The sequence below is a fragment of the Kitasatospora misakiensis genome (assembly GCF_042656005.1).
GTDB lineage: Bacteria > Actinomycetota > Actinomycetes > Streptomycetales > Streptomycetaceae > Kitasatospora > Kitasatospora misakiensis.
Window position 1 is genome coordinate 11,787 of record NZ_JBHSOF010000058.1, and the last position, 21,140, is coordinate 32,926.

General features: G+C 73.6%; 18 protein-coding genes. 8 read left to right on the forward strand and 10 right to left on the reverse strand.

From position 1 onward, the window contains the following. Positions 1-60: 60 nt before the first annotated feature. On the forward strand, positions 61-2,040 hold the full coding sequence (locus ACFP3U_RS31435; RefSeq protein WP_380229137.1) for a 2-oxoacid:acceptor oxidoreductase subunit alpha: 1,980 nt from the start codon (positions 61-63) through the stop codon (positions 2,038-2,040). After that, positions 2,037-3,089, forward strand: coding sequence for a 2-oxoacid:ferredoxin oxidoreductase subunit beta (locus ACFP3U_RS31440; protein WP_380229138.1), 1,053 nt, complete (start codon positions 2,037-2,039; stop codon positions 3,087-3,089). The genes ACFP3U_RS31435 and ACFP3U_RS31440 overlap by 4 nt, the downstream gene beginning before the upstream one ends. A gap of 145 nt (positions 3,090-3,234) precedes the next feature. Here ACFP3U_RS31440 and ACFP3U_RS31445 read toward each other — a convergent pair whose 3' ends face one another. Together ACFP3U_RS31445 and ACFP3U_RS31450 are read right to left on the reverse strand one after the other, a co-directional pair. Further along, on the reverse strand, positions 3,235-3,618 hold the full coding sequence (locus ACFP3U_RS31445) for a VOC family protein (protein ID WP_380229139.1): 384 nt from the start codon (positions 3,616-3,618) through the stop codon (positions 3,235-3,237). 117 nt (positions 3,619-3,735) lie between these two features. Further along, positions 3,736-3,939 (reverse strand): DUF6011 domain-containing protein, encoded by a 204-nt coding sequence (locus ACFP3U_RS31450; protein WP_380229140.1) that lies wholly within the window; start codon positions 3,937-3,939, stop codon positions 3,736-3,738. 88 nt (positions 3,940-4,027) lie between these two features. On the opposite strand from ACFP3U_RS31450, the gene ACFP3U_RS31455 reads away from it, so the two are divergent. Then, positions 4,028-4,795, forward strand: a complete 768-nt coding sequence (locus ACFP3U_RS31455) for a TetR/AcrR family transcriptional regulator (RefSeq protein WP_380229141.1) — start codon at positions 4,028-4,030, stop codon at positions 4,793-4,795. On the opposite strand, the gene ACFP3U_RS31460 is transcribed toward ACFP3U_RS31455, so the two are convergent. Further along, a complete protein-coding gene (locus ACFP3U_RS31460; protein WP_380229142.1) occupies positions 4,782-5,183 on the reverse strand; it encodes a winged helix-turn-helix transcriptional regulator in 402 nt (133 codons plus the stop codon). The two genes, ACFP3U_RS31455 and ACFP3U_RS31460, sit on opposite strands and share 14 nt — an antisense overlap. 96 nt (positions 5,184-5,279) lie before the next feature. Here ACFP3U_RS31460 and ACFP3U_RS31465 point away from each other — a divergent pair, with 96 nt between their 5' ends. Both ACFP3U_RS31465 and rarD read left to right on the forward strand, forming a co-directional pair. After that, complete coding sequence (locus ACFP3U_RS31465; RefSeq protein ID WP_380229143.1) at positions 5,280-6,128, forward strand: SDR family oxidoreductase; 849 nt, start codon at positions 5,280-5,282, stop codon at positions 6,126-6,128. A gap of 196 nt (positions 6,129-6,324) precedes the next feature. After that, positions 6,325-7,320, forward strand: a complete 996-nt coding sequence (rarD, locus tag ACFP3U_RS31470) for an EamA family transporter RarD (protein WP_380229144.1) — start codon at positions 6,325-6,327, stop codon at positions 7,318-7,320. Here rarD and ACFP3U_RS31475 read toward each other — a convergent pair. The 3 genes from ACFP3U_RS31475 to ACFP3U_RS31485 are packed head-to-tail and all read right to left on the reverse strand — an operon-like array spanning position 7,310 to position 10,492. Then, on the reverse strand, positions 7,310-8,194 hold the full coding sequence (locus ACFP3U_RS31475) for an ABC transporter permease (RefSeq protein WP_380229145.1): 885 nt from the start codon (positions 8,192-8,194) through the stop codon (positions 7,310-7,312). The two genes, rarD and ACFP3U_RS31475, sit on opposite strands and share 11 nt — an antisense overlap. After that, positions 8,181-9,221 carry an ABC transporter ATP-binding protein gene (locus ACFP3U_RS31480; protein ID WP_380229146.1) on the reverse strand — a complete coding sequence of 347 codons (1,041 nt, stop codon included), beginning with the start codon at positions 9,219-9,221 and terminating at the stop codon, positions 8,181-8,183. The genes ACFP3U_RS31475 and ACFP3U_RS31480 overlap by 14 nt, the downstream gene beginning before the upstream one ends. Next, the gene (locus ACFP3U_RS31485; protein WP_380229147.1) at positions 9,221-10,492 is read right to left on the reverse strand and encodes a LolA family protein; all 1,272 of its coding nucleotides are present in this window, start codon (positions 10,490-10,492) and stop codon (positions 9,221-9,223) included. The genes ACFP3U_RS31480 and ACFP3U_RS31485 overlap by 1 nt, the downstream gene beginning before the upstream one ends. Before the next feature lie 189 nt (positions 10,493-10,681). On the opposite strand from ACFP3U_RS31485, the gene ACFP3U_RS31490 reads away from it, so the two are divergent. Beyond that, positions 10,682-13,270, forward strand: coding sequence for a bifunctional FO biosynthesis protein CofGH (locus ACFP3U_RS31490; protein WP_380229148.1), 2,589 nt, complete (start codon positions 10,682-10,684; stop codon positions 13,268-13,270). Between the two features lie 232 nt (positions 13,271-13,502). Next, complete coding sequence (locus tag ACFP3U_RS31495; RefSeq protein WP_380229149.1) at positions 13,503-14,618, forward strand: ADP-ribosylglycohydrolase family protein; 1,116 nt, start codon at positions 13,503-13,505, stop codon at positions 14,616-14,618. Positions 14,619-14,784: 166 nt separating this feature from the next. Here ACFP3U_RS31495 and ACFP3U_RS31500 read toward each other — a convergent pair whose 3' ends face one another. The 3 genes from ACFP3U_RS31500 to ACFP3U_RS31510 all read right to left on the reverse strand — a co-directional run bounded on the left by ACFP3U_RS31500 (position 14,785) and on the right by ACFP3U_RS31510 (position 17,257). Next, positions 14,785-14,994: a DUF397 domain-containing protein gene (locus ACFP3U_RS31500; RefSeq protein WP_380229150.1), complete on the reverse strand. Its 210-nt coding sequence runs from the start codon at positions 14,992-14,994 to the stop codon at positions 14,785-14,787. Further along, positions 14,991-15,854 carry a helix-turn-helix domain-containing protein gene (locus tag ACFP3U_RS31505; protein ID WP_380229151.1) on the reverse strand — a complete coding sequence of 288 codons (864 nt, stop codon included), beginning with the start codon at positions 15,852-15,854 and terminating at the stop codon, positions 14,991-14,993. Before ACFP3U_RS31505 ends, ACFP3U_RS31500 begins: the two co-directional genes overlap by 4 nt. A 641-nt stretch (positions 15,855-16,495) precedes the next feature. Next, on the reverse strand, positions 16,496-17,257 hold the full coding sequence (locus tag ACFP3U_RS31510) for a GOLPH3/VPS74 family protein (RefSeq protein ID WP_380229152.1): 762 nt from the start codon (positions 17,255-17,257) through the stop codon (positions 16,496-16,498). A 299-nt stretch (positions 17,258-17,556) separates the two neighbouring features. On the opposite strand from ACFP3U_RS31510, the gene ACFP3U_RS31515 reads away from it, so the two are divergent. Then, positions 17,557-19,974, forward strand: a complete 2,418-nt coding sequence (locus ACFP3U_RS31515; protein WP_380229153.1) for a hypothetical protein — start codon at positions 17,557-17,559, stop codon at positions 19,972-19,974. A 112-nt stretch (positions 19,975-20,086) separates the two neighbouring features. Here the strand turns inward: ACFP3U_RS31515 and ACFP3U_RS31520 are convergent, their stop codons facing one another. After that, positions 20,087-21,013, reverse strand: a complete 927-nt coding sequence (locus tag ACFP3U_RS31520; protein WP_380229154.1) for a YhjD/YihY/BrkB family envelope integrity protein — start codon at positions 21,011-21,013, stop codon at positions 20,087-20,089. Positions 21,014-21,140 lie beyond the last annotated feature (127 nt).

Genomic DNA, 21,140 nt, shown 5'->3' on the forward strand with positions numbered 1-21,140 from the left:
CAGGCGGACGGGGCACACGGCTCACGCCCGCGGCTGGTGCCCACGAGGAGGTCCGCGGCAGTGACCAGTCAGGTCGATCAGTCAGAAGCAGTGGACGGCTCGGACGGCGACGAGGGCCGGTCCGGGCCCGGCGAGGGCCGCTCCGGCCCAGCCGTGCCGGTCGGTCCGCAGCACAGGGGCGCCAAGCCGATCCGCAGGCTGGACCGGGTGATCATCAGATTCGCCGGAGACTCCGGTGACGGCATGCAGCTCACCGGTGACCGCTTCACCTCGGAGACGGCGTCCTTCGGCAACGACCTCTCCACCCTGCCCAACTTCCCGGCCGAGATCCGCGCTCCCGCCGGAACCCTGCCGGGCGTCTCGTCCTTCCAACTCCACTTCGCCGACCACGACATCCTGACCCCGGGGGACGCGCCCAACGTCCTGGTGGCGATGAACCCGGCGGCCCTCAAGGCCAACCTCCCCGACCTGCCGCGCGGCGCGGAGATCATCGTCAACACCGACGAGTTCACCAAGCGCGCGCTGGCCAAGGTCGGCTACGGCGCCGACCCGCTGGAGGACGGCTCGCTGGAGGCCTACCACCTGCACAAGGTGCCGCTCACCACGCTGACCCTGGAGGCGCTCAAGGAGAGCGGCCTCGCCCGCAAGGACGCGGAGCGGGCGAAGAACATGTTCGCGCTGGGCCTGCTCTCCTGGATGTACCACCGCCCGACCCACGGCACCGAGTCCTTCCTGCGCACCAAGTTCGCCAAGAAGCCGCTGATCGCCGAGGCCAACGTCAGCGCCTTCCGGGCCGGTTGGAACTTCGGCGAGACCACCGAGTCCTTCGCGGTCTCCTACGAGGTGCCGCCGGCCAAGCTGCCGCCGGGCCGCTACCGCAACATCTCCGGCAACCTGGCGCTCTCCTACGGCCTGATCGCCGCCGCCCGGCGCTCCGGGCTGCCGCTCTACCTGGGCTCGTACCCGATCACCCCGGCCTCGGACATCCTGCACGAGCTGAGCCGGCACAAGAACTTCGGCGTGCGCACCTTCCAGGCCGAGGACGAGATCGCCGGCATCGGCGCCGCCCTGGGCGCGGCCTTCGGCGGCGCGCTCGGCGTGACCACCACCTCCGGCCCGGGCGTGGCGCTGAAGAGCGAGACCATCGGCCTCGCCGTCTCGCTCGAACTCCCGCTGCTGGTGGTGGACATCCAGCGCGGCGGCCCGTCCACCGGCCTGCCGACCAAGACCGAGCAGGCCGACCTGCTGCAGGCGATGTTCGGCCGCAACGGCGAGGCCCCGGTGCCGATCGTGGCCCCGGCGACCCCGGCCGAGTGCTTCGACGCGGCGCTGGAGGCGGCCCGGATCGCGGTCACCTACCGCACCCCGGTCTTCCTGCTCTCGGACGGCTACCTGGCCAACGGCTCGGAGCCCTGGCGCATCCCGGCCGTCGACGAACTGCCCGCCATCGAGCCGGACTTCGCCACCGGGCCGAACCGCGAGGACGGCGCCTTCTGGCCGTACCTGCGCGATCCGCAGACCCTCGCCCGCCCCTGGGCGGTGCCCGGCACACCCGGCCTGGAGCACCGGATCGGCGGCATCGAGAAGCAGGACGGCACCGGCAACATCTCCTACGACCCGGCCAACCACGACTTCATGGTCCGCACCCGGCAGGCCAAGGTGGACGGCATCGAGGTGCCGGACGTCGTGGTGGACGACCCTTCCGGTGAGGCCCGGGTCCTGGTGCTCGGCTGGGGCTCGACGTACGGGCCGATCACCGCGGCGGTCCGTCGGGTGCGCGCGGACGGCGGTGAGATCGCCCAGGTGCACCTGCGCAACCTCAACCCCTTCCCGGCCAACCTCGGTACGGTGCTGCGGAGTTACGACAAGGTCATCGTCCCCGAGATGAACCTCGGCCAGCTGGCGCTGCTGCTGCGCGCCAAGTACCTGGTGGACGCGCAGTCCTACAACCAGGTGCGCGGACTTCCCTTCAAGGCGGCGCAGTTGGCGGACGTGCTGTGGGCGGCGATCGGCAACCTGGACGAGGAGGACAACCGATGAGCGAGAAGTTCCCCTCCTTGAAGCTGGTCCCGAAGGTCGAGGCGCCGCAGAGCGCCAAGGACTTCAAGACCGACCAGGAGGTCCGCTGGTGCCCGGGCTGCGGTGACTACGCGATCCTGGCCGCGGTACAGGCCTTCATGCCGGAGCTGGGGATCAGACGGGAGAACACCGTCTTCGTCTCCGGTATCGGCTGCTCGTCCCGTTTCCCGTACTACATGAACACCTATGGGGTGCACTCGATCCACGGCCGGGCTCCGGCGATCGCCACCGGGCTGGCCTCCGCCCGGCGGGACCTCAGCGTCTGGGTGGTGACCGGCGACGGCGACGCGCTGTCGATCGGCGGCAACCATCTCATCCACGCGCTGCGCCGGAATGTGAATCTGAAGATCCTGCTGTTCAACAACCGTATCTACGGCCTGACCAAGGGGCAGTACTCACCGACCAGCGAGGTCGGCAAGATCACCAAGTCCACCCCGATGGGTTCGCTGGACGCCCCGTTCAACCCGCTCTCGCTGGCCATCGGCGCGGAGGCCACCTTCGTCGCCCGGACCATCGACTCCGACCGCCAGCACCTCCAGTCGGTGCTGCGGGCGGCCGCCGAGCACGAGGGCACGGCGCTGGTCGAGATCTACCAGAACTGCAACATCTTCAACGACGGCGCCTTCGAGGTGCTGAAGGAGCCCGGCACCCGGGACGAGGCGCTGATCAGGCTGGAGCACGGGCAGCCGATCCGGTTCGGGGCGGACCGGGCCAGGGGCGTCTTCCGCGGCGCCGACGGCGAGCTGACCGTCGGGGCCGTCACGGCGGAGAACGAGTCGGCGGTGCTGGTCCACGACGCCCACGCGGCCGGCCCGGCGACGGCGTTCGCGCTCTCCCGGATCGCCGACGCGGACACCCTGCACCACACCCCGATCGGTGTGCTGCGCGAGGTCCGCCGGCCGGTCTACGACGAGTTGATGGCGGAGCAGCTGGACACCGCCACCGCCGAGCGCGGCCCGGGCGACCTGGCCACCCTGCTCGCGGGCGCGGACACCTGGACGGTCGACTGAGCCCCACCGTCCCGAAGTCCCACCGTCCCGAAGTCCCACCGTCCCGAAGTCCCACCGTCCCGAAGTCCCAGTGCCCCGCACGCCCGAACGGCGGGGCCCCCGGTCCCTCCCGACCGGGGGCGCCGCCGTTCGGCGCGCTGTCACGTCACTGCTGTGCGGCCCACTCCACGAGCTGGACGACGACCCCGTTCGGGTCGGTGACCTGGAAGAGCTTCTCGCCCCACGGCTCCTCGCGCAGCGGCATGGTGATCTCCACCCCGGCGGCCCGCAGCCTGGCCTCCTCGGCGGCGATGTCGCCGACCACGAAGGCGAGGATCAGCCCGGCGGCGACCTGGTCGCGGAACCCCTCGGGCAGGACGTCGATCCCCCGCTTGAGGAAGACCACGTTCACCCCGGCGCTGTCGTGCCCGAGTGAGGCGAACCCGTCCGCCGCCATCTGCTCGGCGAACCCGAAGTGCTCCCGCAGGAACGACGCGGACGCCTCGACGTCCTCGACGGTGAGCGACACGGCGGAGGAAGTGATCTGCATGGTGGGTGGCCCTCTCCTCGGCGTTTATCTCGTACGCCGTACACTATACATAGTACGGAGAATCTGGGTACAGTGATCCCGGTCACAGGGGGGCGGGGGTGTTTGGCGGCGGCCCGGCTACCCGTCCAGCCCGGGGAGGGTGTCCTGGTCGACGTCATGGCGGGCGACCCGCTCGGCCGGGTCGCGGCACTCGGGGCCGAGGCGCAGGATGCGCGACTCCGGATCGTGCAGCGGGCGGTGGCAGCGGCGGCAGGTGACCCGGGGGCGGACGACCTCGCGGGTGTCGGTGCCCGGCAGCGGGTCGGGGTCGGCGGCGGTCATGCGTCCGACGGTACCGGCGGACGAGGCGGACGCGGCAGGCGCGACGGGTGTGAAAGGTGCGGCAGGCGCGGCGTGAAAGGATCGGCCCATGGCCAGTGACCGCAGCAGTGCCGGGGATCCGGCGCGCACGCTCGCGCTGCTCTGGGGCGTGTCGGCGGAGGAGAAGCCCGGCCGGCGCGGGCCCCGGCAGGCGAAGTCCCCGGCGGAGATCGCCGCCGCCGCGATCGTGATCGCGGACGCCGAGGGGGTGGACGCCGTGACCATGCGGCGGGTCGCCCAGGAGCTCGGCGTCTCCCCGATGGCGCTCTACACCTATGTGCCCGGCAAGGCCGAACTGCTCGACCTGATGCTGGACACCGTCTACGCCGCCGTGCCCCGCACCGCCCCCGTCGACGAGGGCTGGCGGGCCCGGGTCACCGCCGTCGCCGAGGACAACCGGGCGCTCCACCGGGCCCACCCGTGGATCGCCGCCGTCGCCACCAGCCGGCCGCCGCTCGGCCCGGGCGTGATGGCCAAGTACGAGTACGAGCTGCGCGCCTTCGAGGGCACCGGCCTGTCCGACGTCGACCTCGACGCCGCGCTCACCCACGTCCTCGGCTTCGTCGGGACCTGCGCGCGGATGGCCGCCGACGAGCGCGCCGCGCAGCAGGACAGCGCGATGACCGACGCCCAGTGGTGGGCCGCCAACGCCGAGCTGCTCGCCCGGGTCTTCGACCCCGAGCGCTACCCCGTCGCGGCCCGGGTCGGCGCCGCCGCCGGCGAGGCGCACGGCGCCGCGTACGACCCCGACCACGCCTACGCCTTCGGCCTGGCCCGGGTACTGGACGGCCTGGCGGCGCTGATCACGCCCGCGTAGCGCGCCCGTCGTACTCCTCGCGCGCCTCGCCGACCGCGCACATCCGGGCCTCCACCCAGTGCGCGAGCGCCGACACGTGCTCGGCCGCCTCCAGTCCGAGCGGAGTGAGGCTGTAGTCGACCCGGGGTGGGATCACCGGATGCGCCTCGCGGAGCACGAAGCCGTCCCGCTCCAGGGTCTGCAGGGTCTGCGCGAGCATCTTCTCGCTGACGCCCGCGACCCGGCGACGCAGCTCGCTGAAGCGGTACCCGCGCTCCCGCAGGGCCACCAGCACCAGCACCCCCCAGCGGCTGGTGACGTGCTCCAGCACGCCCCGCGACGGGCACATGCGGTCGTAGATGTCGGGCACCCGGTCGAGCAAGGACGGGCCCTCTGTCATTACCTCCATGTCAGTACCCTACTTCAAAGTGCGTACTATCCATAAGTTAGTGCCATCCCTAGGGTGAGTATCGAAGTCATCGCGACACCCATGAGGAGCACGGACATGTACGTCGTCACCGGAGCCACCGGACAGCTCGGCCGCCTGGTCGTCGAGGGGCTGCTGGCAGCCGTCCCGGCGAGCGAGATCGCCGTGGTGGTCCGCTCCGCCGACAAGGTCGAGGAGTGGGCGAAGCAGGGCGTGCGCGTCCACGAGGGGGACTACAACCGCCCCGAGACGCTCGCCGGGGCCTTCGCGGCCGGCGACCGGGTGCTGCTCATCTCCGGCAACGAGTTCGGCAGCCGGGTGGCCCAGCACGGCGCGGTGATCGACGCGGCGAAGGCCGCCGGAGTCGCGCTGCTGGCGTACACCAGCATCCTGGGGACGGCCACCTTCGGGCTGGGCGACGAGCACAAGGCGACCGAGGAGCTGCTGCTCGGCTCCGGCGTGCCGTACGCCCTGCTGCGCAACGGCTGGTACACCGAGAACTACCTCGGCGACGCCGCCGGCACGGTGGAGCGCGGCGTGGTGATCGGCAGCGCCGGTGACGGCCGGGTGGCCACCGCGCCCCGCGCGGACTTCGCCGCCGCCGCGGTCGCCGTGCTGACCGGCGAGGGCCACGAGAACCAGGTCTACGAGCTCAGCGGCGACGTCGCCTGGGGCCTGTCCGAGCTGGCCGCCGAGCTGGCGCAGGCCTCGGGCCGCCCGGTCGAGCACCGGGACGTGACCTCGGCCGAGCACCGGGCGGTGCTGGTCGGCGCCGGCCTGCCGGAGGGCTTCGCCGAGGTGCTCGTGGACGTGGACGCCGGCATCGCGCGCGGCGAGCTGGCCGCCACCCCGGGCGACCTCGCCCGGCTGATCGGCCGTCCGACCGTGCCGCTGGCCGACACCGTCCGGGCCACCCTGGGCGCCTGAGCCGCACCCGCCCCCGGATCCCGGCCTCCAAGGACCGGCCCTCGGACCCCGGTCCCATTCGCGACAGCCCGCCGCGGATGGGGCCGGGGTCCGCATCGTGAGCACTGTCATGACCAAAAACCGCATACGGAGATGACAGTCGTCCCCGCGCCCGCTACCGTCGCCTGGACACCCGCGCGCGGAGGGCAGACGGTCCATGCCAGAGACAACCCAGCAGGAGGCCGGGCGCGGCCTCTGGTACGGCTTCGCCGCCTACGGCATCTGGGGGCTCTTCCCCCTCTTCTGGCCACTGCTGGAGCCCGGCGCCGCCGACGACATCCTGGCCAACCGGATGGTCTGGTCCCTGGTCGCGGTGGTCCTGCTGTTGATCGTCCAGCGGCACTGGGGCTGGATCCGCCCGCTGCTGCGCCAGCCCCGCCGGCTCGCCATGCTGGGCGCCGCCGCCACGGTGATCTCGGTCAACTGGGGCGTCTACATCTGGGGCGTCAACGCCGGGCACGTGGTGGAGACCAGCCTCGGCTACTTCATCAACCCGCTGGTCACCATCGCCTTCGGCGTGCTGGTGCTCAAGGAGCGGCTGCGCCGGGCCCAGTGGGTGGCGGTCGGGATCGGCGCGCTCGCGGTGGCGGTGCTGACCGTCGGCTACGGGCGGCTGCCGTGGATCGCGCTGACCCTGGCGCTCTCCTTCGCCACCTACGGCCTGCTGAAGAAGACGGTCGGGCTGAGCGGGCTGGAGAGCCTGGCCGCCGAGAGCCTCTTCATGTTCCCCTTCGCCCTCGGCTACCTGGTCCACCTGGAGGTCACCGGCCGCGGCACCTTCGGCCACACCGTGGCCGGCGAGTACGGCTGGGGGCACACCGGGCTGCTGGTGCTCAGTGGGCTGATCACCGCGGTCCCGCTGCTGTTCTTCGGCGCCGCGGCCGTCCGGGTGCCGCTGAGCGTGCTGGGGCTGCTCCAGTACCTGGCGCCGGTGTTCCAGTTCCTGATCGGCATCGCGGTCTTCCACGAGTCGATGCCGCCCGCCCGCTGGGCCGGCTTCGCCCTGGTGTGGGCCGCGCTCGCGGTGCTCACCTGGGACGCGCTGCGGCGGGTCCGGGCCGACCGGGCCCGGACCTCCGCCGCCTCCGCCGTCACCGCCACCACGGCCGGGTCCGCCACCGGGGCGGCCGACGCCGTGCCGGTCAGGAGGTGATGTCCCGCGCGGTGAACCGGGACCAGGCCGCCGAGCCGAACACCGCCACGTAGGCGGCCTGCAGCCCGAGGTTCTTCAGCACCCCGTCCCACTCCATCGGCGCCCGCAGCAGGTCGCCGAAGGTGAGCCAGTGATGGGTGAAGAGGAACGGCTGGATCGCGTGCAGCTGCGGGAAGCTGTCCAGGATCTGCACGGTGATCACCAGGCCGACCGTCGCGGCCATCGCCGCGATGCCGCTGCCGGTGAGCGTCGAGATGAACAGGCCGATCGCGACCAGCCCGGCCAGCGAGGCGGCCACCACCGCCGCCACCAGGGCCGCCCGCAGCAGGGCCGGCCCCAGGCCGATGGTCTCGCCGGAGATCAGCGTGACGTCGCCGACCGGGAACAGCGCCGCCCCGATGGCGACCGCCGCCAGCGCCACGGTCACGGTCGCCGCCAGACAGAACACCAGCCCGGCGGTGAACTTGGCGGCCAGCAGCCTGGTCCGGCCGGCCGGTGCCACCAGCAGGTAGCGCAGGGTGCCGGTGGCGGCCTCGCCGGCCACCGAGTCCCCGGCGACCACGCCGACCGTCATCGGCAGGAAGACCGGCAGCGCCACCGCGAGCGCCGTGAACACCAGGAACAGGCCGTTCTGGGTGACCTGCGCGATGAAGGCCGGGCCCTCGCCGCCGCGCGGCCCGTCCGTCTCGATCCGGACCACCACGCCGATCAGGACCGGCAGCAGGGCCAGGATCCCCAGCAGTACGAGGGTCCGCAGCCGGCGGAAGGTCAGCAGCAGCTCGTTGCGGAACAGCGCCAGGAACCCGGCCGCCGTCTGCGGGCGCCGCCCGTGCGCCGCAGCCGTGACCACCGGCACCGCCTCAGCCCGCGACATCGAAGCCCTCCCCGGTCAGCGCCACGAAGGCGTCCTCCAATGTGCCCCGCTCCACGCCGAAGCCGTGTACCCGGATCTCCGCCGCGACCAGCGCCGCGCAGAGCCCCGGCAGCGCGTCCTCGGCCAGCGCGCCCAGCTCGCCGTCCACCCGGTTCTCGGTGATCCGGATCTCGGTGACCTTGTGCGCCAGCAGCACCTCACCGGCCCGGTGGGTGTCCGGGGTCCGCACCACCAGCCGGCCCCGGGCCCGGGCGGCCAGCTCGGTGACGGTGCCCTGCACCACCAGCCGGCCGCGCGACATCACCGCGGCGTGCGTACAGACCTGCTCGATCTCGTCCAGCAGGTGCGAGGAGAGGAAGACCGTGGTGCCCTCGGCCGCGACCTCCCGGACCAGCGCCCGGATCTCCCGCATGCCCTGCGGGTCCAGGCCGTTGGTGGGCTCGTCCAGGACGAGCAGCTCGCGCGGCTGGAGCAGCGCCGAGGCCAGGCCGAGCCGCTGCTTCATGCCCAGCGAGTAGGCGCGGGCCTTCTTGCCGGCCGCGGCGGTCAGCCCGACCCGGTCCAGGGCCTCGGCGACCCGCCGCTGCCTGGTCCGCGGGTCGGCGGTCGGGTCGGCGGCGTCGAACCGGGCCAGGTTGTCCCGGCCGGAGAGGAAGCCGTACAGCGCCGGCCCCTCGATCAGCGCGCCCACCCGGGGCAGCACCGAGGAGACCGACTGCGGCATCGGTTCGCCGAGCACCGTCGACACCCCGGAGGTCGGGGCGATCAGCCCCATCAGCATCCGGATCGTGGTGGTCTTGCCGGAGCCGTTGGGCCCGAGGAAGCCGAAGACGGAGCCCCGGGGGACGCTCAGGTCCAGCCCGTCCACGGCGAGCTGGCCGCCGCGGAACCGCTTGGTCAGGCCCCTGGTGCTGATCACGTCGTCGGTGCGGGGGGACGGCGAGGCGGCACCGGGGGCCGGGCGCGCCACCGCGCCCGGCCCCCCGGCCGGCTCCGTAACGTCCCCCGTTACGGAAGCCTGGGCCACTACTTCACCCCGGCCGCACTCTGCAGCACCGGCAGGGTCACCGCGCCGGCGAAGACCCGGCCGTCGTCGGTGACCAGCACGTTCAGCACCTTGGTGCTGATCAGCGAGCCGCCGGCGACCGGCTTGCCCAGCGACTTCACCAGCGCGAGCGGGTTCTGCAGCTTGCCCGCGCCGCCCGGACCGTGGCCGCCCTTGCCGCGCGGGCCCTTGCCCTCGGCCGGGACGAACACGTCGTCGGCGGGCAGCTTGGCGGAGAGCACCGTCGTCCAGCCCTCGCCGATCACGTTCAGGCCCTTGGCGGCGGCCTCGGCCTGCTCCGGGGTCACCTCGGCGCGCGGCGCCTCCTCGGCCTTGCGCTCCGTCACCTTGGCGCCCTTGGGCACGGTGAACTCGAAGGTCTTCGCGGCCGGCTTGGCGAACGAGACGTCGGTGAAGTGGACGTCCAGCACCGTGTCGCCGCCGGTGCCCTTGACCACGACCGACAGCGGCACACCGTTGTCGGCGGCCACCGCGATCCGGACCTCGCCGATCGTCGAACCGGACCCGATGGGCTTCACGCTCAGCCGGTAGGCCTTCTGCCCGGCCACGCTCACGGTGCCGTCCACGGCGACCGTGGTGGTGCCCGCGCTCGCGGTCAGGAACTGCCGGGCCGCCTCCTGCGGAGTGGTCGGCACCCCGGTCAGCGGCGCCTTGCCCCGGTGGCCGTCCGCCGTGGCGTCCGGCCGGACCCCGGTCAGGTGCACGGCCTCGTTGCTGCTGCTGTCCCAGGCCCAGGCCTGGTCGCCGTTGCGGATCAGCTCGTATCCGGACAGCTGCTCCAGCAGGCCGACCCGCTGCCGGTCGGGCCCGTCCACCGCGACCCGCAGCCGGTGCTCGCCCCCGAGCAGGCCGGTGAGCTTCGCCTCCGGGGCGGCGCCCGACGGCTTGTTCCCGGCCCCGCGGTCCTGGCCGCCGGCCGCGAAGCCGCCGGTCGCGGCACCCAGCAGCTGGCTCGGCACACCGAGGTCCGCCGAGACCGACACCGTGCCGGTCAGCGTCTCGGCCTGCGAGCCGAGCGCCTTCGCCACCACCTGCTCCGCCGTCAGCGCGGGCAGGTCCGGCGGCGAGGAGTCCGCCAGCGCCGGCACCAGCCCCACCCCGGCGGCGATCGCGGCCGTGACCGCCAGCGGCACGGCCACCCGCACCAGGGTGCGCCGGCGTGAGCGGTAGGGAGCCCCGCCCTGCCACTCGTCCGCCCGGTCGCCGCCCGCGGTCGCCCTGTTGTCCGTCATCCCGTCCAACCCCTCCGTCAGTGCCCGACTGTCCCTCGGTATCCATTAGACGGTCCGGCGCCGCCCGCGTCATCGCCCTGCAGGGTTGGATCCGGCTCGACCTCGCGTCGCAGCCGACCCTGATGTCCCCTCAGGGTCGTCTCCTCCGAACGTACGAGGAACGTACGTGGACTGGCGTAGGGTCGCGTCATGGACGCATCCAACACTCCGACCGCCAACGCGATGCGGCGTGCCCTGCGCCGGGCCCGGGACGGTGTCGCACTGGACGCGACCGAGGCGGCGGTGCTGCTCCGGGCGAGAGGCGACGACCTGCGCGACCTCTGCGCGAGCGCCGCGCGGGTCCGCGACGCGGGCCTGGAGGCGGCCGGCCGCCCGGGCGTGATCACCTACTCCAAGAGCGTGTTCATCCCGCTCACCCGGCTCTGCCGGGACAAGTGCCACTACTGCACCTTCGTGACCGTCCCCGGCAAGCTCCGCCGGGCCGGCCACGGGATGTACATGTCCCCGGACGAGGTGCTGGAGGTGGCCCGCCGGGGCGCCGCGCTCGGCTGCAAGGAAGCGCTCATCACGCTCGGGGACAAGCCCGAGGACCGCTGGCCGGAGGCCCGCGAGTGGCTGGACGCGCACGGCTACGACGACACCGTCGCGTACGTCCGCGCCATGTCGATCCGGATCCTGGAGGAGACCGGGCTGCTCCCGCACCTCAACCCCGGGGTGCTCAGCTGGACCGACTTCCAGCGGCTCAAGCCCGTCTCCGCCTCGATGGGCATGATGCTGGAGACCACCGCCACCCGGCTGTGGAGCGAGCCCGGCGGCCCGCACCACGGCTCGCCCGACAAGGAGCCGGCGGTCCGGCTGCGGGTGCTGGAGGACGCCGGCCGCAGCTCGGTGCCGTTCACCAGCGGGCTGCTGATCGGCATCGGCGAGACCGTCGAGGAGCGCGCCGAGTCGCTGTTCGCGCTGCGCCGGGTCTCCCGGGCCTACCACGGCATCCAGGAGCTGATCCTGCAGAACTTCCGCGCCAAGCCGGACACCGCGATGCGCGGCATGCCGGACGCGGAGCTGGACGAGCTGGTCGCCACCGTCGCGGTGGCCCGGCACATCATGGGCCCGTCCGCCTGCCTGCAGGCCCCGCCGAACCTGGTGGACGGCGAGTACGAGCGGCTGATCGAGGCCGGCATCGACGACTGGGGCGGCGTCTCCCCGCTGACGCCCGACCACGTCAACCCGGAGCGCCCCTGGCCGCAGATCGAGCGGCTGGCCGAGCGCTCGGCGGCGGCCGGCTTCGAACTGCGCGAGCGGCTCGCCGTCTACCCCGAGTACGTCCGGCACGGCGAGCCCTGGCTGGACCCCCGGGTGCTGCCGCACGTCCGGGCGCTGGCCGACCCGGAGACCGGCCTGGCCCGCCCGGACGCCGTGGTCACCGGGCACCCCTGGCAGGAGCCGGAGGACCTGCCGGAGTCGTACGGGCGCACCGATCTGCACAGCACCATCGACACCGAGGGCCGCACCGGCGACCGGCGGGCCGACTTCGAGGACGTCTACGGCGACTGGGAGGTGCTCCGCGAGCAGGCGGCCTCGGCCGCCCCCGTCGGGTCCGGGGCACCGGAGCGGCCGGACGCCGAGGTCCGGGCCGCCCTCGCGGTGGCCGCCGACGACCCGACCCGGCTGACCGACGAGCAGGCGCTCGCGCTGTTCCAGGCGGACGGCCCGGCGCTGGACGCGCTCTGCCGGATCGCCGACGCGGTGCGCCGGGACACGGTCGGCGACGAGGTCACCTACTGCGTCACCCGGAACATCAACTTCACCAACGTCTGCTACACCGGCTGCCGGTTCTGCGCCTTCGCCCAGCGCCGCACCGACGCGGACGCCTACAGCCTCTCGCTGGACCAGGTCGCCGACCGGGCCGCCCAGGCCTGGGAGGTCGGCGCCACCGAGGTCTGCATGCAGGGCGGCATCCACCCGGACCTGCCCGGCACCGCCTACTTCGACATCGCCCGCGCGGTGAAGGAGCGGGTCCCCGGGATCCATGTGCACGCCTTCTCGCCGATGGAGGTGGTCAACGGCGCCACCCGCACCGGTCTGTCGATCCGCGACTGGCTGCAGCGGGCCAAGGAGTCCGGGCTGGACACCATCCCGGGCACGGCCGCCGAGATCCTGGACGACGAGGTCCGCTGGGTGCTCACCAAGGGCAAGCTGCCGGCCGCGACCTGGGTGGAGGTCGTCAGCACCGCGCACGAGCTGGGCATCCGCTCCTCGTCCACGATGATGTACGGGCACGTGGACACCCCGCGGCACTGGGTGGGCCACCTGCGGCTGCTCGCGGAGATCCAGCAGCGCACCGGCGGCTTCACCGAGTTCGTGACGCTGCCGTTCATCCACACCAACGCGCCGGTCTATCTGGCCGGGATCGCCCGGCCCGGTCCGACCGCGCGGGACAACCGGGCGGTGGTCGCGATGGCCCGGCTGCTGCTCCACCCGCACATCCCCAACATCCAGACCAGCTGGGTCAAGCTGGGCGCCGAGGGCGCGGCGGAGATGCTCCGCTCGGGCGCCAACGACCTGGGCGGCACGCTGATGGAGGAGACCATCTCGCGGATGGCCGGCTCGGCGTACGGCAGTTACAAGTCGGTCCGGGACCTCCGGGCGATCGCCGAGGCGGCCGGGCGGCCGCACCGGCAGCGCACCACCACCTACGGGGAGGTTCCGGCCGAGCGGCTGGCCGCCGCGCTGGCCTCGGACGGCCATCTGCCGGAGCTGCTGCCCGTGGTGGACTGATCCGCCGATCGCCGCCGCCCCGGTCACCGGTACCGCCCGCCACCCGCCGCCCCCTCCGGTCGGCGGGTGGCGGAACATCCGGTGGCGGAACGTCCGGCGGCGATCCCGTGTGGCGATCCCGTGGAGCCGGAACACTGCCGTGCCGTTCGGGCATTCGAATACAGTGCGAGGGCGCGCGACCGGCCGTGCGTCGCGCGGCCGCCCGCTCCCGGACAGAAAGGCGCTTGCCGTGATGCCACTGTGGTCCCGCGCCCAGCAGCAGGACTTCCGCAGCCGGGTGCGGGGATGCCTGCTCGGCGGGGCGATCGGGGACGCACTCGGCGCGGGCGTGGAGTTCGAGTCGCTGGAGAAGATCCGCGCCGTGCACGGCCCGCAGGGCGTCACCGGGTACGTCCCCGCGTACGGGCGGCTCGGCGCGGTCACCGACGACACCCAGATGGTGCTGTTCACCCTCGACGGGCTGATACGCGCGCACATCCGCCGGGACACCGGCAGCTGGCACCCGCCCACCGACGTCCACCGCGCCTACCTGCGCTGGGCCGCCACCCAGCGGGACTGGGGCCCGGACGAGCGCCGGGCGGACCTCGGCTGGCTCGGCCGGGAGGAGTGGCTGTACGCGCAGCGGGCGCCGGGCCAGGCCTGTCTCTCCGGCCTCTCCGGGCCGGACGCCGAGCGGCTGGGCACCCTGGAGGCGCCGAAGAACCCGCACTCCAAGGGCTGCGGCACGGTGATGCGGGCGGCGCCGTTCGGGCTGCTGACCACCTGGGAGCCGAGCCTGGTGTTCCAGCTGGCGGTGGAGTGCTCGGTGCTGACCCACGGCCACCCCACCGGCTACCTCTCGGCCGGCGCGCTGGCGGTGATCGTCCAGACCGCGGCCCGCGGCGGCACGCTGGAGGAGGGGGTGCACCTGGCGCTGGCGCTGCTCTCCGAGCGGCCGGCGCACGAGGAGACCACGGCGGCGCTGCGGGCGGCGCTGGACGCGGTGCGGGCGGGCGAGCCGTCCGCCGAGCGGGTCGAGGCCCTGGGGGAGGGCTGGGTGGCCGAGGAGGCGCTGGCGATCGGGGTGTACTGCGCGCTGGTGGCGCACGACATCCGGTCCGGGCTGCTGCTGGCGGTGAACCACTCGGGGGACAGCGACTCCACCGGCGCGATCTGCGGCAACCTGCTCGGTGTGCTGCACGGCGACACCGCGCTGCCGTCCGGGCTGGTGGCGGGTCTGGAGGGGCGCGGGGCGCTGCTGGAGCTGGCCGACGACTTCGTGCTGGAGCTGATGCACGGGCCCGAGCTGCACAGCCGGGAGACCGCCGAGGGCGCGGCCTGGGCGGCCCGCTACCCGGTCCTGGGCTGACGCTCCCGCGGCGGGGGCCGGGAGCCCTCGTCGGGAGCTCTTGTCGGGGGCCCTTGTCGGGAGCATGCCGCCGGGTGCGCGGATGCCCGTAGCGGTGCCCGCCGCCCCGGGGGAGGGCGACGGGCACCGCTACGGGCACCTGGGCCGGGAACCGGCACGAGGCGGATCAGAGGTCGCCGAACGCTCCGGCACCCGCGGCGGCGGCGAACGCGTGCCAGGCCTCGGGGGAGAAGTGCAGCTGCGGACCCTCCGGGTCCTTGGAGTCCCGGACCGCCACCAGTTCGGCGGTCGGCACCCGGATCTCCACACACGCGCCGTTGCCGCCGCTGTGACTGCTCTTGCGCCAGCTCGTCCTGTTCTCGAAGGCGGTGCTCATCGGTGGTATCCCTCTTCAATGTCGGCTATCAGTGCGCGGGTCTCCGCCACCCCGAGCGCGGCTGCCCGCAGGTGGTCGTAGAGACTGGTATAGCGGCGCACGTCGGCCTCCTTCTCGAGGTAGAGATCACTCGTCACCCCTTCGAAGTAGACAACCGTGGAATCGGCTGACTCCGGGAACTCCAACAGGGAGAATGTCCCGGTCATACCGGGGTGGGCGCCGTGCGAGAACGGGATGACCTGGATGGTGATGTTGGGGCGCTGGCTCAGCTCCAGCATGTGCTTCAGCTGGTGGGCCATCACCTCCTTGCTGCCGACCTCCCGGCGCAGCACCGCCTCGTCTATGACGGTCCACAGGCTGCCCAGCGGGTTCTCGCCGTTGACGCGGTCCTGGCGCTTCATCCGGACCTGGACCCGGCGCTGGACGGCGAGCGCGTCGGTGTCCGGCTGGGTGCCCTCGACCACGGCCTGGGCGTACTGCTCGGTCTGCAGCAGCCCGGGTACGAAGGAGGACTCGTACGCGCGGATCGACGAGGCCTCGGCCTCCAGCCCGATGTACACGCTGTAGGGCGTGGGCATGTCGTTGAAGTCGTGCCACCAGCCGCGCTGCCGGGACTCCCTGGCCATCTCCATCAGGCTGGCCCGCATCGCCTCGTCGGTGACGTTGTAGACGTCGCAGAGGTCGCGGACGTCCCGCTGGCTGATGCTGCGGCGGCCGTTCTCCAGTCGGCTGATCTTGGACTGGGAGACCATCAGCCGGCCGGCCACCTCCTCCGCGGTCATCCCGGCCCCGTCCCGGAGCTTGCGCAGCTCCGAGCCGAGGCGGCGACGGCGCACCGTGGGATTGATGTTCGCGGACACGTCGACCTCCGGTCGGACCTCTGGTGATCGTTGGAACGGAAGTCCTCGGAACACGGTGGAAATCTGGATCAACCCCCTGACGTTGAGCAGCATGTCACCCCGGATCAGGTCGGCGCCGGGAAATCGCAGGAGCGCAGTAGAACAGATCATCGGAAAAGCGCTTCGGCGAGACAGCGGGCACCCCTCAGTGGTAGAGGGGCCCGCCCCGGTCCGGTGGTGGTACGGCGGCGTGACGGACGTGGTGTCGGGTGCGGCACGGGGCCGCGCAGGTGCTGGTGGCACGTGCGGGGGCGGTATGCGGCCGGGGGGTCCGGGTGGGGGCCGGACCGACTCGGGGGACGGCGGAGGGGCGGTCGCCCGGCGACTTCCGTCGCGGGCGCCCGCCCCTTCTCACTGCCGGGTGGTGCCGGTTGCTCGGCGCCCCCGGGGGGCGTGAGCGGTTCGGCGTGCGCCTCCGTGCGCGCTGGTGCGGGCGCGGTGCGCGGGGGTGGTGCGGGTGGTGCGGGTGCCCGACGCCGGCCCTGAGGGCGGGGCCGGGGCCGGTTCCCGGACCGGATCGGTCCGGGGTGCCGGCCTGCGGGCGTGGGTGCGGTGGCGGTCCCGTCTCGGCGAGAGCCTCGGCGGGAGCCTTGACCGGAGCCTCAGCGGACGCCGACGCGGGTCGCCGCGACCCGGCCTCCTCCTCCGCCGCCACCGCGCCCGGCCGCCGAGCGCTGCCCGGCTCGGCCTCCCGAGCCCGACGGCGCCGTACCGGCCTGGGCGGAACGGTTCTGCTGGCTCGGTAGGCCGTTCTGCACGTCCATCACGGCGTGCGCGACCATCCCGCCCAGCGGGTCGTACCGGATCAGGTCGCGCAGTCGCGACCGTGAGGACCGGCCCTCGTTGCCCGGGTAGAGGTGCTTGCCCAGACCCACCGAGTGCGCCAGCGCGGCGAGCGCGGCCGTCCGCGGGTCCGGCGGCACGCCGGTGCGGATCGCCGTGTCCAGCCGTTGCTTGATCGCGGCGTTGGTGCAGTCGTCCGACGCCTGATAGCGGGTCGTCGGCAGTACCCCGCACACCTGACCGGGCACGGCGGTCACCATGCCGCACCGCTCAAGGTGTGCCAGGTAGGTCTGCCGCAGCCCCAGTCGGGGCCCGCCGATCCAGTGCGCGGCGCGCACCGGACTGCCACGTCGTCGCAGCAGTTCCAGCGCGTGGTCGAGTGTCGGGTCCCCGGTCGGCCGTGGCAGCACCACGGCGATCCGATCGCCCTCCGGAACGATCCGTCCGGCCAGGGACAGCTCGACGAGCTGTGCCCCGGCAAGTCCTAGGTCGAGGGTCTGCGGCTGCGCCGTGGTGCCCGTGGCCGGGTCCAAAGCGAGCAGCAAGAGCTCCTCGGGAACAGTTCTGCGGCTCTTGCCCATCCAAGCCTCCCCGCGTGGATGGGAAACAGCGTGACGCCTCTCACACGGGCTTGTCGAGTACGCCTCCGAATCGTGACCTTGCGATCGACCGGGGGAACCACCCGTGGCGGGCCCGGCGTCTGACCGTTGAACAGGCCGCGGTGCGGCCGTGCCGCGGCAATAACCGCCGGTCGGGCGGGGTGTGGGCGACCGTAATCGGTCGCCGGTGGCGGAGACTGTACAGGTACACGGGGCGGGGTGCCGGCTTCCCGAAATCGGGTTCGCCGACGCCCCGCCGGGCGTTGAGGAGGCTGGGTTACGTGGGCGAGTCCCCCGACAGGGTGCTGCGGGACGGCGAGCGGGCGCGGGATCGGGACGGCGAACCGGCCGGGTCCGCCGCGGCCGAGGAGGTGGCCGAGGAGGTGGCCGCGCCGTCGGTGGAGCCGGTGGTGGAGCCGGAGGCGACGCCCGAGTCGGGTGCCGCCGCCGAGGCGGACACCGAGGCGGACACCGATGCCGCCGCCCATGCCCCCGCCGATGCGGCCGCCCCGTCCGGCGACACCCCGTCCGGTGACGCGCCGTCCGGCGACTCGGACGACTCGGTTGGTGATGCCGCGGACTCCGCCGCCGACGGCGGGGCGCGGCCCCCGGCCCGGCCCGCCACGGTGCAGCTGCGTGTCCGGGATGCGGACACCCGGACGACCGCACTGCGGATGCCTGTGGACCAGAAGACCACCGCCCTGCGGTTGCCCGCCGAGGACGCGACGACCGCTCTGCGCCTGCCGTCCGACGATGCGACGACGGCTCTGCGGCTGCCGTCCGACGACGCGACCACCGCCCTTCGCCTGCCCGACGAGCTGCGCAAGCCCTCCGGTGCCACGGCGATCGGCTCGGCCGGGAAGGCCCGGAAGTCTGAGGCGGGGAAGGGCGGGGCGGGGAAGGCCGAGGCGGCCGGGGCGGTCGAGTCCGGGCCCTCGGACCGTCCGGCCGGCACCGATCCGCGTCTCGCCATGCGGACGCCGAAGCCTGCGCCGACCGCACCGGCGGAGCCCGCCGACGCCGCCGAGGATGCCGACGGGCAGCCGGCGTCCGCGTCCGCGTCCGCGTCCAAGTCGTCCGCGGTGGCGGCCGAACCGGCCGCGCGGGCCGAGAAGTTCGAGAAGCGGGAGAACGTCGAGCGGACCCGCGTCCTGCGCGTCCCCGCCGCTCCGGCCGGGGCGGTGCCCGAGGCGGACACCGCCCCGAAGCCGCCCACCCCGCGCCCGCTGCCCGAATCGGTGCCCGTCCCGCAGCCGGGCCCCGACCCGGAGCCGAAGCCCGCGCCCGCACCGAAGCCCGCACCGAAGCCGAAGTCGAAGCAGAAGCCGCACCCCGCCCCGGCCGCCGAGCCACTGCCCGCCGCCGACCCGCGGCCGGTCCCGCCCGCGCCGCCGCTGCCGGCGCCCGAACCGGAGCCGTTCCCGGAGTCCACCTCCGAGGCGATGGACGTCCTGGCCGCGCTCAACTCCCGACCGGTCTCGCCGCTGCGCCGCGCGCTCAAGCGGATCACCGTCTGGACGCTCTTCCTCGCCGTGGTGCTCGGCGTGGTGGTCACCGCCCAGCTGCTCCGCCCGCTGCCGGACACCAGGGTGCGGATGACCGCGGCGAACGGCTTCGGCTTCGCCGGCGACCCGCTCGACCTGGCCTGGCCCGCCAAGGGCCAGTCGGCCGCCGAGGTGGTCGGGATCGGCAGCCTGGGCAGCTCGGGCCCGGAGACGCCGGCCTCGATCGCCAGTGTCACCAAGGTCATGAACGCCTACCTCATCCTGCAGGCGCATCCGCTCAAGAAGGGCGAGGGCGGTCCGAAGATCACCGTCGACAAGCAGGCCGCCCAGGAGTCCGGCAACGTCGACGAGTCCCGGGTCACCCTCACCGAGGGCCAGCAGCTCAGCCAGTACCAGGCGCTGGAGCTGCTGATGCTGCCCTCCGCCAACAACGTCGCCCGGCTGCTGGCCCGCTGGGACGCCGGGTCGGAGGAGGCGTTCGTCAGGAAGATGAACGACACCGCGGCCAGGTTCGGCATGGCCAACACCACCTACACCGACCCGGCCGGCTACAACCAGGAGACCAGGAGCACCGCCAAGGACCAGCTGAAGCTGGCCGGGCAGGTGATGCAGGACGACATCTTCCGGCAGATCGTGTCGACCCCGGACACCACCTTCAACAACCAGAAGATCTCCAACACCAACACGCTGATCAACCCCAAGACCGGCGTCATCGGCGTCAAGACCGGCTCCAGCACCCCGGCCGGCGGCTGCCTGATGTGGGCCGCCTACAAGGACATCGCCGGTGTGCGGCGGCTGATCCTCGGCGTCACCCTGGGCCAGCCGGCGACCGCCGCCGAGCCCAGCATCCTCAAGGTGGTGCAGAGCGTCAGCGCCAAGCAGATCCAGGCAGCCCAGAACGGACTCACCGGGCAGACCCTGGCCAAGCAGGGCGACGTGGTGGGCCGGGTCGAGGACGGTCTCGGCGGCTCCGTCCCGGTCGTCGCCGCCGGGGACCTCACAGTGGCCGGGTTCCCCGGCGTCACGGGCACCCTGGTGCTGGACCCGGTGAAGGTCGGCCACCGGGTGACGGCCGGGACCAGGATCGGCGTGCTGCGGTCGGGCGAGGGCAGCACCAAGGTCGAGGTGCCGGTCGTGCTGAAGTCCGAGCTCGCCCCGCCGTCGATCCTCGCGCGGCTGACCCGGGCCCTCTGAGGCCCGCCGCCCGCACGCCGCCCGTGGAGCGGGGCACCGGTCCGTCCGGTGCCCCGCTCCACGCCGTCCGCTCCCCGTCGCGCGGGGCCGTGCCCGTCGCGTGGGGCCGGGCTCAGAAGCGCGCGCCGCCCCACCGGCCCGGCTCGGTACGCGAGCCCAGCAGCCCGGCGACCGCCTCCTCCTCGGCCACCACCCGGCCCAGCGCGATCGCCAGCGTCACCCCGCTGAACACCACGATCAGCCAGGACAGCGCGGTGAACACCACGCCGTACGGCCCGAACTGGCCGATGCTGCGGCTCATCGCGCTCGGCAGGTAGACCCGCGAGGCCACCCCGATCCCGACCACCGCCACCCCGCAGAGCAGCGCGCCCGGCAGCAGCGGCAGCCAGCGCACCCGGCCGCCCAGCAACAGGTGCTGGGTCCACCACCAGAGCGCCGTCGCCATCAGGAAGGTGAGTGGGACGCCGAGCCAGGCGCCCAGCCCGAAGCCGTCCCGCACCGGGGTCTGGCAGACCAGGCAGACCAGCCAGACCATCAGCCAGACCAGCCAGCGCCAGGCCGCCACCCTGGTCCCCGACTTGGGCAGCTCCCAGCAGCGCTCGCAGACCCGCTGCATCGCCCGGCTCAGCGCCGTCGCCGACAGCAGGGTCATCAGCGCGCCGATCGCCCCGAAACCGGCGTCGTCCGTGTGCCCCGTCCCGAGCAGCTGCTGGACGGACTGGGCCGCCTCGCCCTGCAGCCCCAGCTCCTTGCGCAGCGAGTGCACCAGACCGTCCCGGACGGCCGCCGGGGTGACCACCGCCACCACGAACAGCGCGGGCAGGGCGCTCAGGAAGGCCTGCGCGGCCAGTCGGGTCGCGCAGTCGAGCAGGTTCACCCGGAGCAACTGGCGCAGCGCCCGGCCGACCAGCGGGACCTGTTCGGGCAGCCCGCGCGCGGACCCGGCCAGGGCCGCCGACCGCTGTTTCCACCGGGCCGCCCGCCGGGCCGCCCGCCGGGCCCGCCGGTCGGGCGGCTGCTCGCTCGGCTGCTCGCTCACGGACCGTCCTCCCGACCTGGTCGCCGTGCTCCATGGTCGCCCGGGCCCCGCTCCGCCGCATCCGGGCCGCGGGACGTCCGGGCCGCGGGGCGTCCGGACCGCGGGGCGTCCAGGTCGTACGGGCCGG